Here is a 14,663-nt window from a genome sequence, read left to right as displayed (position 1 = left end):
AATTCAATGATTTGCCGTTTTTTAGACATAAAAAAACAGAAGCCATCATGACTTCTGTTTTAAAATAATTCAGATCGAGATTACTTTTTCTGATTCATTAGTGCTAAATCAATCGTAATTGAAACCGCTTCATCTAAATAAGCATCAGGCACTTCGTAATCTTTTGGAATATCATCAAGTGTTTTAAACTCTTCTTTTCCAAGTAATTTTTGTCTCTCATTTACACGAGTTAGACGACGAGCATCTGCATCATCACTTTCTTTCTCACGAACTTTTTTATTCAATGAAATAGAAGTAATGTCTTTTTCAGCTTTATAACGAGCAATGTCTTCTTGAATAAAACCAAACTCTTCATCGGTTTTAATTCGTTCAACATGTTTTTTCGCTAATGGTTCAATCGTTTCTGCGATTTGATTTGTTTTAGCATAATCAGCAGCTTTAATGCTATCCCATGGGAGTGCGTTATCTTCAACACTCTCACCAGTATCTTTTGGATCGATAGCTGTTGGGAAAGCAATATCAGGCACAACACCTAAATTCTGAGTACTACCACCATTGATACGGTAGAATTTCTGAATTGTGTATTGAACATGACCAAGTGGTTTATCAAACAAGTCATAGATATGATTTAATGATCTATGCTGTTGAACCGTACCTTTACCAAATGAGTTTTCACCCAAGATAACCGCACGACCATAATCTTGCATTGCTGCAGCAAAAATCTCAGATGCTGACGCACTATAACGGTTAACAAGAACCGTCATTGGGCCAGTATATGAAATTTCACCATCAGTATCCGCATTTACATTAACTCGACCATAACTATCACGCACCTGAACAACAGGTCCTGCAGTAATAAATAAGCCAGATAACGCAGTTGCTTCCGTTAATGCCCCACCACCATTGTTGCGTAAATCAACAATAATACCTGAGATATCTTTCTCTTTTAGCTCAGCAATTTCTTTTTTCGTATCTTCAGCAAGACCAACATAGAAACTTGGTACTTCTAGTACACCAATTTTCTTGCCATTCTGCTCAATCACTTCAGATTTTACTGCTCTGTCTTCTAAACGGATCTTATCTCGAACAATTGTGACAGTGTGACTTTTTGAATCCTTACCTTCAGGTAAGATCTCAAGCTTCACTTTTGTCCCTTTTGGTCCTTTAATAAGTTGAACAACGTCATCTAAACGCCATCCAATAACATCAACAATTTTTTCACCTTCTTGGCCAACACCGATAATTCGGTCACCTTCAGACAATTTTTACTTGTTAATGCCGGTCCACCAGCAACCAGAGAACGAATAACAGTATAGTCATCCGTTGCTTGTAATACTGCCCCAATTCCTTCTAATGATAAATTCATTTCTGATTGGAATTGCTCTGCATTACGTGGAGATAAATAACTTGTATGAGGATCAACTTCACGTGCAAACGCATTAATGTAAAGTTGGAACGCATCTTCATTGTGACTTTGAGTTAAACGCTTAAGCGCATTATTATAACGCTTGCCTAACATCTCTTGGATTTCAGGCCAATCTTTACCTGCCATAGACAAGTTAAGTGCATCATATTTAACACGTTTACGCCAAAGTTCATTTAACTCAGCTTCATCTTTTGGCCAAGCCGCTTCAGAGCGATCAAGTTCAATAGATTCGTCTACTGTGTAGTCAAATTCTTTATCTAATAATGACAATGCATAAACATATCGTTCAAAACGACGTTTTAAAGATAAGTTATAAATATCAAAAGCGGCTTTGGTGTCACCAACTTTTAATTGGTCATCTAATTGAGTTGATAATGGGGCGAACGAAGCAAGGTCTGCTTGTGTAAACACGTTTCGATTATAATCAAGCATATCTAAATATCGCTCATAAATGGCAACTGAAAAGTCATCATCTAATGAGAAATGCTTATAATGAGAACGTGTAAAACGAGAAGTAACGCGCTTACTTGCAGTGGCATGCTGCGTTTCTGCGGCTAATACTGGTAAGTCAGTTTCGGAAAACTTGGCGTCTAATACCTTAGCTTCAAGTGCGTGTGCAGATGCTGCTAGCATAACGCCAGCAGCAATCAGCGAGACTCTAAATCGACAATTCATGCGTCGGGAGTGCTCCTTTATGAACGAAGATTCTCCGCTTTAACAACCATTTGTAGGCCGTTCGATAAGCGAATTCGTACATCATCCTTGTTAATTTCAACGATTGTCGCAGGCATATTACCTTTACCCATGTTCACGCTTACGTTGTTACCAACAGTAATTTCATCAGCGTTTAGAGCACGAGTTTCAACTGGCTGTTCAACTTTCTTCGCAGCAGGTTGAGGACGACGCTTAGGTGGAGTAGCAGCACGAGCTGTTTTCTTAGCTTTTGCTTCTTCTCTTGCTTTTTTAGCTTGCTCTTTACGACGAGTAGCAACTTTTGCTTTGCTCTCTTCTAGAGTCGCTTTAGCGTGTTCAATGTGCTCTTCTTCTAGTTCACCACAAGGGTTACCATCTAAATCAACACGAGATGCGCCCGGCTTAACACCGTGTAGGTAACGCCAAGAAGATGTGTATTGACGTAAACCAGCACGTAGCTGAGTTTTACTTACTTTAGGATCATCGCTTAAACGTTCAGCAAGATCTTGGAAGATACCAATTTTAAGAGGTTTAGCTTCGCCTTCTAAAATAAAGCATTTCGGGAAACGCTCAGCAATGTATGCAATTACTTCTTTGCTGTTCGCTAATTTTTCAGAGTTTTCCATGTAGTTTCCTGATAGTACGGTTCTAGCCGTATTTAGGTTTATTTCTAGTAAAGATATTCCGCTATTATAGATACTTAAGCGTGAAAAACCACTACTGAAAGAAAATTAAAGTCTCTTTTCTGCTTCTTTCATGAAATCAACCAGTCCTTTTTCGTCGATTTCGCTAAATCGATTAAATTTTGGACTATCAATATCCAACACTCCTGCAAGTTTTCCATTTCTATAAAATGGGATAACAATTTCAGAGTTGCTTTCTGCATCACATGCAATGTGACCAGCAAATTGATGAACATCGTCAATACGTTGAACTGTTTCTGTAGCGAAAGCAGTGCCGCACACTCCCTTCCCTACGCTAATTCGAATACAAGCAGGTTTACCTTGGAATGGACCTAAAACTAATTCATTTTCTTTAAATAGATAAAAACCAACCCAGTTAATATCATCCAGTTCCATATTCAATAGCGCACTGATATTTGCCAAATTTGCAATATAATCAGTTTCACCTTCAATCAAACCCAGTGCTTGCTGTGTTAATCGCGCGTAATGTTTTAATTCCATCTTTTTATTTATCCTGTATTTGTACCAATCACTTGCGACTCTATTTATACTGAGTACAATGCCCTTGAAAAGATAATAATAGGAATCATTATCACCATGAGCAGTACCATAACTTCTACAATTAACTGGAATTGGCTATTAAGGCAAGCAAAAAACTACAAAACACGTTTAGTTGCAGCAAATGTCATCGCTATTATTGCAACTTTAATTAGTGTCCCAATTCCTTTACTTATGCCATTAATGGTAGATGAAGTTTTGCTACATAAACCCGCATCCGGTGTTGAGATCTTAAATCACCTTTTACCAACTGCTTGGCAAAATGCGACGGGTTATATCCTTCTTGTGCTTGTTTTGGTTATTCTCATGCGAGTAATAAGTCAAATCCTCAATATAGTTCAAGGTCGCCAATTTAGTTTGGTTTCAAAAACGATCACTTATCAAATTCGACTGCAACTCTTAGATAAGCTAAGTCGTATCAGTATGAAAGAGTATGAATCACGCGGCAGTGGCGGTATTAACTCTCATATCATTACTGACATTGATACCATTGATAAGTTCCTTGGTCCGACACTAAGTCGTTTTATCGTCTCTTTTTTAACCGTTATCGGCACGGCTGGTGTTCTACTATGGATTAACTGGCAACTGGGGTTATTCATTTTACTCGTTAATCCAATTGTTATTTATTTCTCTCGTAAACTTGGAAACCGTGTACAAGACTTAAAGAAAAAAGAAAACCAATCTTATGAGCGCTTCCAATCACGTTTAATTGAGACCTTAGATGGTATTTATCAATTACGTGCATCGAATCGTGAACGTCTTTTTCTAGAACAACTCAAAAATCAGGCCGATGACATTAGGCACAGCGCAGACCAGTTTGCGTGGCAATCAGAAGCAGCTGGCCGCCTATCTTTTTTATTATTTTTACTTGGTTTTGAGCTGTTTCGTGCGGCTGCAATGATCATGGTGCTATTTAGTGATTTAAGCATCGGTCAAATGTTTGCCATTTTTAGCTACTTATGGGTAATGCTCTCTCCTATTCAAGAACTACTTAATATTCAATTCTCTTGGTATGGTGCATCCGCTGCTTTAAAGCGAATTAATACATTACTGCATATTGATGAAGAGCCTAAAATTCATTCAGATATCGATCCTTTTTACAAAAGTAGCACCGCTGAAATATCTATTAACAATATAAATTTCAGTTATAACGAGGAATGCCAAGTCCTAAATGATTTATCTTTGAACATTCGAGCTGGTGAAAAAGTCGCCTTAGTTGGTGCTAGCGGAGGTGGGAAATCAACACTTATCCAGCTATTACTGGGTTTATACCAACCGTCTAACGGCACTATCACCTTTAATGGTCACAGTACAAAAGAAATTGGGTTTGATAATATTAGGAATCAAATATCAGTAGTGCTACAACAACCTATACTATTTAATGATACTTTAAGGCATAATCTCACGTTAGGCGCTGATTATTCTGATGATTTACTTTGGGAAGCTCTTAATGTCGCGCAATTACAAGATGTGGTAGCACAATTAACAGAAGGACTTGATACTCAAATTGGTCGTCAAGGCGTTAAACTTTCTGGTGGACAACGACAACGTTTAGCTATCGCAAGAATGGTGTTAACCGACCCTAAATTTGTAATTTTAGATGAAGCAACCTCGGCATTAGATACGGCAACTGAAGCCGCTTTACATAAAGCACTCAGTGACTTTTTAGTTGGACGTACTACACTAATAGTAGCTCACCGTTTAAGTGCGGTGAAACAAGCCGATACGATTTATGTTTTAGATGATGGTAAAGTATCTCAATCAGGTACACACCACGAGTTAGTTACACAGCAAGGACTGTATCAAACACTGTATGGCACTATTCAAAGCTAATTTGACGGATCACAGAAGTGGATGACGCTAAATTTCGTCGCTGCCACGGCTGTGATCTTGTTGTTGAGGTAGCGAAGGTAAAGAAAAAGCAAAACGCTCATTGCCCTCGCTGCAACACACAGCTTTATCGTGGTAACCGAATTTCATTAAATAGTGATCTTGCTATCGCCATCGCTGCGCTATTACTATTTATTCCTTCTCATTTTTTCCCTATGGTAACCATCAAGCTGTTTGGTGTAATGATCCCAGCAACCTTGCCTTCTGGAACCATTACTTTAATGGCTGAAGGTTTCCCAATGCTCGGTCTACTTATTTTATTTTGTAGTTCAATTGTCCCCTTTCTTGTATGTAGCTCTGTGGTTACCGCTCACCTAGCACTTCGAAAGAAATGGTTCAAAACCTACAGGTTAAGTTTATCTATCATTCAACATTTAAAAGATTGGATGATGCTTGACGTATTTTTAGTCAGCTTAGCCATTGCTTGTTTTAAAATTCAAGATCACGCTGATATATTTATCGGCTCAGGATTATATGGACTTGTTCTGCTTCAATTCACAACGTCTTTATTGTTAACTCATGTTAGTGTGCGTCGTTACTGGCGTGTTTGGCAAAGAAAACATCAGCAGAATACTGAAGCTCCTATTGTCGACCCTAAGCATTCTGTCCATTGCGAACATTGCCATTTTACTCAACAAAAAGGCAGTCACTGTATTCGTTGTAAACGCCCAATTCACTTTAGAAAACCTAAGTCGATTCAAAAAACCTGGGCTTACTTAATTGCTGCAGCTATCTTCATTGTTCCTGCTAACATTTTATCTATCTCAATTTTACTCACCAATGGTAAACGCTTAGAAGATACGATTTTTTCAGGTGTTGCAGGCTTAATCAGAACTGACATGTATGGTATTGCGGCTATTATTTTTATCGCTAGTATTATTGTACCAGTTGCTAAAATTCTTGGGCTTGGCTATTTATTGCTTTGTGTGCAATTTAAACGCTCAGTTTTTCATCGTCAAAGAATGTTCATTTATACTGCGGTTAAATGGATTGGAAAATGGTCTGTAATGGATTTATTTGTTATCTCTATTATGATGACATTAATAGATCGCGGACAAATTTTAGATTTTACTCCCGGCCTTGGTGCTGTGGCTTTTGGTTTAGTAGTCGTATTCACCATGCTAGCAGCCGAAAGTTTTGATTCTCGTTTAATTTGGGATAATTATGAACCAACCAAAAATCTTGATTCATCGATTGAGCAAGTCAACATCAAAGAAGAGCGTGGCATTTCACCCCTTTGGATCCTACCTTTACTCGCTTTATGTCTTGGTGGTTGGCTTGTTTATTCTTCTCTGATGGAAGCTGGGCAACGCATTCAAATTTATTTTGAAGACGCTCAAGGCTTAATGGCTGGACGTACGACAATTCGTTATCAAGGTCTTGAAGTTGGTATGGTTAAAAACATCACCCTTTCAAAAGACCTTTCTAATATTTATGTTGATGCGGATATCTACCCTGAAGCCAGTGACCTATTAAAGGAAAATACTCAATTTTGGTTAGTAAAACCTCAAGCATCTCTTACTGGTATATCAGGATTAGATGCATTGGTTTCTGGTAACTACATTGCTATTTTACCGGGTTCTGGTGAGGCAAAAACAAAATTTACCGCTTTAGCTAACTCTCCTGCCATTCAACCAAACACCGCAGGCTTGAGTGTGACGTTACGCTCTAAAGATTTAGGATCTATTTCTGTTGGTTCAAAAATTTACTATAAAAAAATTCCTATTGGTGAAGTCTACAATTTCAAACTTGACCACAAAACAGACAACGTTCGTATTAAAGCGTTAATTGAAGAACAATATGCACATTTAATCACATCTAAAAGCCGTTTTTGGAATGCGAGTGGTATCGGCGCTAATATTGGTTTTAATGGTGTAGATGTTCAATTTGAAAGTTTATCAGCTCTTATTGGTGGCGCTATTGCAGTTGATTCTCCTGATGATGGCAAAGCCATTGAGAATGGCAAAGAGTTCCGACTTTACTCTAATATCAAAACTGCAGGACGTGGCATTCCGATTAAAATCACTCTGCCAGATAATAACCAAATCAGTCCAAATGGCTCTGCCATCATGTATCGTGGCTTAGAAATTGGTCAAATAAACAGTTTAAAATTATCTGATGATAAAAAAGACATTATTGCCTCTGCCACTGTTGAACCTGCTTTTACGGATTATTTAAACGATGGTTCTCGTTTTGTATTAGAAGAAGCAAAGTTAGGCTTATCTGGTATTGAAAACATTGGTAACCTTGTTCGAGGTAACTTCCTAACACTGGTTCCAGGTACAGGTGAACGCTCTCGTGAATTTACTGCAATTCGTAAACCAGAACTGATTAAGCAAGATGCAAAAGCGCTTACTTTCTCTCTGTATGCAGATCGCTCTTTTGGTTTAACCCCTGATACTACTATCTTGTATAAAGGAATTAAGGTCGGCTCGATTACCCATGTCGCGCTAGTTAATGACAGAGTTAAATTTGATGCAATGGTATTTGAGAAATACAAACACCTTATCAAATCAAACAACAAATTCTTTGTTTCAGGTAGTGTCTCTGCTGAGTTAACTGACTCTGGTTTAAATATTGATGTGCCTCCAACACAAGCTTTGATTTCTGGTTCGATTAGCTTTACGAGTGAAGGTAAAGGCTATAAACAAAAAAGCTATACCCTATTTAAAAACAGCTCTCTTGCTGAGCTGGCACAATTTAAAACAGAAAAAAGCACAGAACTCACGCTATTTAGTACAGAGTTACCGCCAATCACCAAAAACAGCCCAATTCTTTATCGTAACCTTGTTGTGGGTAAAGTAACGGATTTCAACTTAGGTAATGATGGCGTTAACATTAAAATAAACATTGAAAAGCAGTACGCGCATTTAATTCAAGCTGATACGGTTTTCTGGAACTATTCAGGGGTTAATGTAGAAGCGAGTTTAAGCGGTGTTAACATTCAAGCGGCACCATTAATGTCGATGATCCGTGGTGGTATTGGTTTTGATAATATTCAAGGTGTTGAGAATAAACTAGGTAAAAAGTGGAAACTTTACTCTAACCTATCTGAAGCCCAAGAATTTGGAAAAATCATCGCGTTTACAGCCAAAGACAGCAATGCGATAGACAAAGGAACACAGATTAAATATAAAGGTGTTTCTGTTGGTGAAGTAAGTAAAATAACACCAAACTTTTCTAGCGATAACGTTTATGTACAAGCTCGTATTTACCCTGAATATGTTGACCAAATTGCAGTTGCAGGTAGCCACTTCTGGGTTGTAGAACCAAGCATTAGCTTAGCTGGTGCAGAGAATTTAGACACCCTACTTGGCAGTTACATTCAAGTAACGCCAGGCTCAGGAAAAGCGAAAACTCAATTTACATTGTCGGATCAACCACAAGGTGATCAATTCATTTCATATACGTTAGAAGCGCTTTCTCGTGGTTCAGTCAAAGTTGGAACACCTATCCTATTTAGAGAAATCGAAGTTGGTGAAGTGACTGATGTAAGACTTGGTGATTTATCAGATCGCATTATTATCACGATTGGTATTCACTCTGAATTTGCATACCTTGTTCGAGAAAACAGTGTTTTCTGGAATGTATCAGGTGTAAATATGTCTATTGGTTTAAGCGGTGCAAAAGTTCAAGCCGGTACGGTAGATAGTATCCTGCGTGGTGGTATTGCTTTCTCTACACCAGATGATGAAACGCTAAAACCACAGGCAAAAGCACATAAATCTTACCTACTGCATAAAACCGCAGAAGAAGATTGGGCATTGTGGAATGCAGCCATTCCAAACCCAAATAAATAAGCACTCAAAGAGTTAACTAAATAAGGCAGTTGATGTTCATTCAACTGCCTTTTTCTTATTCATCAACACACTATTTCATCTATTATCCTTAATTCCATTTAGACAATACTCACAATAGCGTTTACACTTCCTGCCATTACATCATCCAATGAGATTCATCTGTGCACGATAATATTTTTCTTCCTGACGCTTTCTTGGCACAAGTACAAGAGACCATGCCTTCCCACTTATCAATGGATGAGTTTATTGCCGCTTGTAAACGACCTTTACGTCGTAGTATTCGTGTGAATACCTTAAAAAACAGTGTTGAAGAATTTAAACAACGTGCCGCTGAAAAACAATGGGATTTAGAACCTGTGCCTTGGTGCGATACTGGTTTTTGGATCACGCGTCCTGAGAGCGACACAGTAAAACTAGGTAGCACCGCAGAACATATGGCTGGCCTATTCTACATTCAAGAAGCAAGCTCTATGATGCCAGTTACCGCATTATTAAAAGATAATAATGATATCGAAATGGCTCTCGATATGGCTTCAGCTCCCGGCTCTAAAACCACACAACTAGCTGCAGGAATGAAAAACCAAGGCGCTCTCGTTGCTAACGAATTTTCATCAAGCCGTGTAAAAGTGCTTTGCTCAAATATACAACGCTGTGGTGTAAGCAATGTTGCTCTAACCCACTTTGATGGTCGTATTTTTGGTGGTTGGTTGCCAGAAACTTTTGACACAATCTTATTGGATGCACCTTGTTCTGGCGAAGGTACCATTCGTAAAGACCCAGATGCAATGCATAACTGGAGCCCTGAATCAGTTATCGAAATTGGTGACACTCAACGTGATTTAATTGAAAGTGCGTTTCATGCCTTAAAACCGGGCGGCGTAATGGTGTATTCAACCTGTACATTAAACCACGAAGAAAACCAAAACATTTGCCATCATCTTGTTGAACAATTTGGTGACGCCGTCACGTTTGAGCCACTAGGTGACTTATTTGAGAATGCAGAAAAAGCGTTAACCAAAGAAGGCTTCTTACATATCTACCCTCAGATTTTTGATAGTGAAGGTTTCTTTGTTGCTAAGATCCGTAAAAATAGCTCAACCACGCCTCCAGAGGTGAAAAAACGCTTAGGCAAATTCCCTTTCGCACCGGCTTCAAATAAAGAAGCACAAGCTATTGAAGCAGAATTAAAATCAACATTACAATTAGCAATCCCTGAAGATAATGAATTTTGGATCCGAGATAAAGAAGTCTGGGCTTTCCCTAAACGCATGAAGCCATTGATTGGTGAAATGCGCTACCATCGAATTGGATTTAAACTTGCTGAAACCCATAAAAAAGGATATCGCTGGCAACATGAAGCTATCATGGCACTCGCGACAGCCGATAACCCGACTTGTGCTGAACTAAATACAGAACAAGCACGTGAATGGTATATGGGACGAGATGTACGTCCGGACTTTTCAGGAAAAGGCGAAACGATTGTTACTTATAAAGGCGCAGTTATTGGCTTAGGAAAATGGGTGGGTAACCGAATCAAAAATGGATTACCTCGTGAACTTGTTCGTGATGGAAACTTGTTTTAAATAATACGTTTTTAAATTAGTGCCAATCTAAGTAAATCGTAAACACACTTAGATTGGTACCATACATCAAGCTGTAGGAATAAGGATATGCCTTCACAATATCGTATCAATCGAATTGTAGAGATTGGAGATACACTGCACCGTTGCGGCTGTGCTCCCTATAAAGTAGAACGCTACACGACCTTTTACGCCAACAAATATGGCGTTAATTGTATGATCCAAGCAACACCAACTTCCATTAACTATCAGTTTCCAGATGATAACAACGCCGTCATCATGAAACGTCATAAACCTGCAAGTATAGATCTTGGTCTCCTTGCTAATACGATTATTCAATTACAACAACCACTAACTCCCATTCCACAAGCTCCTGCAGAAGGAATATCTTATCCGTCATGGGCCGTTTGTTTAGCAAATACCTGTATTCCCCCTGCCTTTCTTATGCTTGTTGGATCAACATTCGAAGCGTTATTCGTCAGTTTTCTGCTTGGTTTTTTAGTTTGGTTATCTCAAGTTTTTTGTAGCAAGCGTCGTACTATTGCTGTTGAGTTTTTTGGTGCCTTAATTGTTGCCTTTACCGTAGCATTTATTGCAAGTCTTGGTGTTCCCATACCTATTCTCGGACTTTGTATTGCTGCTGTTGTTCTTTTTGTTCCCGGACTTTCTATTTCAAACGCATTAGAATGTTTAGCCTTTAACGATCTTGTCTCTGGTACTAGTTTACTTGGCCAGTGCTTTCTCACTTTAATAAAACTTCTTATTGGGATCATTATCGGCTTACACATTGGCGAAGCCATTTTTGGTACGACTGAATCCATTGAATATCAAAATGAATTTCCGCTGTGGCTACAAATACTAGGCTTACCTATTATTTCATTCTCATTAGGTGTGATGTTTAAAGCTCGCCCAATCGATACACTATATAGTCTACCGGTTGCTGTATTAGGTATGTGGGGCCCATTTTATCTTGGTTTTGATGGTGGCTGGGTTGTGGGTACATGGGTAACGACAGTATTAATCACCCTTTATGGAACATGGATTGCTCGACGTTTAAATCTAACGGGGATCATTTTTATCGTACAAGGGATCATCATTCTTGTTCCAGGCAGTCGTATCTTAGTAAGTGCAAGTCAAAGTGTATTTGAGCAATCGATACTCCCTATCCCAAGCATTGGTTTATCGGCGCTCTTCATGTTTTCTGCCATTGTTGCAGGACAAATTACCGCTTACTCGATTTACTCTCCAAAAATTGAACGAGACTTGTGATACTCAAAATACAAGACATAAAAAAGGCCAGCTATTAACGAATAGCTGGCCTTTTCTTTATGTTTTTAACAGTATTAAAAAATACTATCTAAAAGCGATTAAGCACGGCTCATGAACTTGTGTTCAGTCGTGTTGATTTTCACTTTCTCACCGTTTGCGATGTACTCAGGAACTTGTACAGTTAAACCTGTAGTCATAGTTGCAGGTTTTGTACGAGCACTTGCAGAAGCACCTTTAATTGAAGGAGCAGTTTCTACGATTTCTAGATCAACAGCAGACGGTAATTCGATTGCTACTGGTGCGCCATCAACGATAAGAATTTGAAGACCTTGAGTCTCTTCAGTGATGAAAAGTAGTTCTTCTTCAATCGCTTCTTTGTTGAAGTTGTATGGAGTGTAGTCTTCAGAATCCATGAATACATACTCATTACCATCAACATAAGAGAACGTTGCGCTGCGACGACTAAAGTCAGCTAAATTGATCATGTCATCAGCTTTGAAGCTTTCATCCGATTTAGCACCTGTTGCAACATCGTACATACGCATACGGAATAATGTTGCACCTGCACGGCCACTTGGAGTTAGCTTGCTGATTTCTTTAACGAAAAATACTTTACCGTTGTGTTCAATTGCTGAACCTTTTTTGATGTCACTTGCCTTTGGCATGATAAAAAATCCATAAATAATTGGTAGGTGGAAAATACCACGAACTTTTTATATCTCCAATAACTATGTGACAGAAACTCGCATTTTATAGCGCTTTATTTGTCACTCGGCCTTGCTGCCATGAACGTAACATCATAACTGCAGTATAAAGAACCACAAATGCCACTAACCAAGCAAGCATATCGACATCAAGAGATTTAACAATGAACGCCGCAATTAACACGCCAATAGGTCCGGTAATCGCCACCACCAAAGATGCTCTTGAGTTCACGGCTTTCTGCTTGATAAAACCGCCAGCAGAAAAGAAACATAAAAATGCGCATGAACACATCATAATAGGAAATGCCGCTAACGGGTTCATACCTAACAAGTAAATCATCGTCATACACGGTGCGTATAAACCAATCCCTACCGTCATTAATGCACCAAAAATAAAGTTACCAATAATACCGATAACCAATTTTTCACCACTTAATCCTAACGCTTCACCACCTAGTGGGAATAAATCTAAACGTCCTGCAAACATCAGTAATGCAACAACCAACAAAGCGCCAGCCATAATCAAACGAATCAATTGGCGATCAAAATTTGATACTAATCGAGCACCCACTGTTGCGCCAACACACGCTGCAATAATTAAGCTAAGTAGCGTCGTTAAATCCACATTAACAGCGGTAAGAAAAATCAATGCTTGAAAAACCGTTGCCATGGTTGCTTGAGCATTCAAGGTGCCAGGTAATACTTTGTCATCGATTAAATTAAACTGCTTATAACCAGCCGTTTTAATGGCAAAACTTCCAACACCAAGAGTGTCACAAAAGTTTGCAAAACCACCAATTAGACCAACTGCCCATATATTAGTGTCTTTTTCTGAGTCCTTTTTCTTAAGCCATAATGATACAAGCATAAAAAGGAACGTTAGGCCTCCAATAACAAGACCGATCTGTAAGAATAATAAAACTGTCATCAATACATCACACAGTTGAAACAAAGCTGAGAATAGTAATTCAGATTAATAAGAAAAACCAGTGCAGCCCTTATGTGGCAAAGGCTCACTCCATTTCCTCAATAACAATTAATCCATATTATTTACATTTGATGGCATTCAAATAGATTAGATCAATACATATGGTAACCATCCACTTGAAATATGTCTCACTCATGTTTTTTTATCGTTATTTATAGAATGGTTTGATCTGTTTATTTACAAAATAGTGATAAGTTTGTTAGTTAAATTAATAAACAAAAAGATTTGATGATGAAAAAGAAACTTTTATGCATATCTGTGCTATTTGCCGCTTCCTTCACAGCTCACGCAGATCGCTTAGATGAAATCCAAGAAGCCGGAATTATTCGAGTCGGTACAACGGGTGACTATAAGCCCTTCTCTTCTTTCGATGGTAAGCAATTTTCTGGTTATGATATTGATGTTGCTAAATACATAGCAGAACAGCTAGATGTAAAACTAGAGTTAGTTCAAACCTCATGGAAAAACCTCATTCCCGATCTTAATGCTGACAAATACGACATCGCTATGGGTGGTATCACACGTAAAATACAACGTCAGTTGCATGCTGAACAAAGTCAAGGCTACATGACTTTTGGTAAATGCTTTCTTGTTGCAAAAGGAAAAGCTGAAACTTATAACACCATTGATAAAGTCAATAAATCAAGTACTCGTTTAGGTATCAACATTGGTGGTACTAACGAGATATTTGCTGATACACATCTACAAAGTGCAACGTTCACACGTTACAAAAATAACCTTGATGTACCCCAAGCCGTTGCGACAGGAAAAGTTGACGTAATGGTAACCGAAACACCAGAAGCGCTTTACTACCAAGCAACAGACAAGCGATTAGAAGCGTCTCGCTGCGACGACCCATTCACAAAAAGTCAATTTGGTTATTTAGTACCTAAAGGCGAGCAAGAGCTGCTAAATGCGGTTAACTTCATTATGGATGAAATGAAGCTAAAAGGTGTAGATAAAGAATTAATGAAGAAAAATGCCTTGTTATAAAGTAAGCAGTTAACGATATTTTTTATCTAATCACTTGCTATTTTATTCATTCACACCCAAAATAACACTGTACTTATAT

General features: G+C 38.4%; 9 protein-coding genes and 2 pseudogenes. 6 read left to right on the top strand and 5 right to left on the bottom strand.

Going from position 1 to position 14,663, the window contains the following annotated elements; translation table 11 throughout:
• Positions 1-80 precede the first annotated feature (80 nt).
• The 3 genes and pseudogenes from prc to AAFX60_006790 form a co-directional block, all read right to left on the bottom strand.
• Positions 81-2,101, bottom strand: a pseudogene (gene prc, locus AAFX60_006800) (carboxy terminal-processing peptidase).
• Between the two features lie 17 nt (positions 2,102-2,118).
• The gene (gene proQ, locus AAFX60_006795; GenBank protein ID XDF78810.1) at positions 2,119-2,745 is read right to left on the bottom strand and encodes an RNA chaperone ProQ; all 627 of its coding nucleotides are present in this window, start codon (positions 2,743-2,745) and stop codon (positions 2,119-2,121) included.
• A gap of 105 nt (positions 2,746-2,850) precedes the next feature.
• Entirely contained in the window at positions 2,851-3,303 is a 453-nt protein-coding gene (locus tag AAFX60_006790; protein XDF78809.1) for a GAF domain-containing protein, read from the bottom strand.
• A gap of 96 nt (positions 3,304-3,399) precedes the next feature.
• Here AAFX60_006790 and AAFX60_006785 point away from each other — a divergent pair, with 96 nt between their 5' ends.
• The 5 genes and pseudogenes from AAFX60_006785 to AAFX60_006765 all read left to right on the top strand — a co-directional run bounded on the left by AAFX60_006785 (position 3,400) and on the right by AAFX60_006765 (position 11,899).
• Positions 3,400-5,193 carry an ABC transporter ATP-binding protein gene (locus AAFX60_006785; GenBank protein XDF78808.1) on the top strand — a complete coding sequence of 598 codons (1,794 nt, stop codon included), beginning with the start codon at positions 3,400-3,402 and terminating at the stop codon, positions 5,191-5,193.
• A 17-nt stretch (positions 5,194-5,210) separates the two neighbouring features.
• Positions 5,211-6,428: pseudogene (locus AAFX60_006780) on the top strand (paraquat-inducible protein A).
• Positions 6,402-9,050 (top strand): MlaD family protein, encoded by a 2,649-nt coding sequence (locus AAFX60_006775; protein XDF78900.1) that lies wholly within the window; start codon positions 6,402-6,404, stop codon positions 9,048-9,050. The pseudogene AAFX60_006780 and the gene AAFX60_006775 overlap by 27 nt, the downstream one beginning before the upstream one ends.
• Positions 9,051-9,211: 161 nt before the next feature.
• Positions 9,212-10,633: a 16S rRNA (cytosine(1407)-C(5))-methyltransferase RsmF gene (gene rsmF / locus AAFX60_006770; protein ID XDF78807.1), complete on the top strand. Its 1,422-nt coding sequence runs from the start codon at positions 9,212-9,214 to the stop codon at positions 10,631-10,633.
• Positions 10,634-10,720: 87 nt separating this feature from the next.
• Positions 10,721-11,899, top strand: coding sequence for a threonine/serine exporter family protein (locus AAFX60_006765; GenBank protein ID XDF78806.1), 1,179 nt, complete (start codon positions 10,721-10,723; stop codon positions 11,897-11,899).
• Positions 11,900-11,997: 98 nt separating this feature from the next.
• Here AAFX60_006765 and yeiP read toward each other — a convergent pair whose 3' ends face one another.
• Both yeiP and AAFX60_006755 read right to left on the bottom strand, forming a co-directional pair.
• Positions 11,998-12,564 carry an elongation factor P-like protein YeiP gene (gene yeiP / locus AAFX60_006760; protein ID XDF78805.1) on the bottom strand — a complete coding sequence of 189 codons (567 nt, stop codon included), beginning with the start codon at positions 12,562-12,564 and terminating at the stop codon, positions 11,998-12,000.
• Positions 12,565-12,649: 85 nt separating this feature from the next.
• Positions 12,650-13,531 (bottom strand): sulfite exporter TauE/SafE family protein, encoded by an 882-nt coding sequence (locus AAFX60_006755; protein XDF78804.1) that lies wholly within the window; start codon positions 13,529-13,531, stop codon positions 12,650-12,652.
• Between the two features lie 288 nt (positions 13,532-13,819).
• Here AAFX60_006755 and AAFX60_006750 point away from each other — a divergent pair, with 288 nt between their 5' ends.
• A complete protein-coding gene (locus AAFX60_006750; GenBank protein ID XDF78803.1) occupies positions 13,820-14,584 on the top strand; it encodes a transporter substrate-binding domain-containing protein in 765 nt (254 codons plus the stop codon).
• Positions 14,585-14,663: the final 79 nt, after the last annotated feature.

The sequence above is a fragment of the Aliivibrio fischeri genome, assembly GCA_038993745.2.
In the GTDB taxonomy this organism is placed as follows: domain Bacteria; phylum Pseudomonadota; class Gammaproteobacteria; order Enterobacterales; family Vibrionaceae; genus Aliivibrio; species Aliivibrio fischeri_B.
Note: the sequence above shows the minus strand (reverse complement) of the source record. Positions and strands in the feature narration are given on the sequence as shown.

What these genes read in the sequence shown, in the direction of transcription:
- AAFX60_006750 (XDF78803.1), top strand. Translation starts at nt 13,820, where the DNA reads ATGATGAAAAAGAAACTTTTATGCATATCTGTGCTATTTGCCGCTTCC.
- AAFX60_006765 (XDF78806.1), top strand. Translation starts at nt 10,721, where the DNA reads ATGCCTTCACAATATCGTATCAATCGAATTGTAGAGATTGGAGATACA.
- AAFX60_006755 (XDF78804.1), bottom strand. Translation starts at nt 13,531, where the DNA reads ATGACAGTTTTATTATTCTTACAGATCGGTCTTGTTATTGGAGGCCTA.
- yeiP (XDF78805.1), bottom strand. Translation starts at nt 12,564, where the DNA reads ATGCCAAAGGCAAGTGACATCAAAAAAGGTTCAGCAATTGAACACAAC.
- AAFX60_006790 (XDF78809.1), bottom strand. Translation starts at nt 3,303, where the DNA reads ATGGAATTAAAACATTACGCGCGATTAACACAGCAAGCACTGGGTTTG.
- AAFX60_006785 (XDF78808.1), top strand. Translation starts at nt 3,400, where the DNA reads ATGAGCAGTACCATAACTTCTACAATTAACTGGAATTGGCTATTAAGG.
- proQ (XDF78810.1), bottom strand. Translation starts at nt 2,745, where the DNA reads ATGGAAAACTCTGAAAAATTAGCGAACAGCAAAGAAGTAATTGCATAC.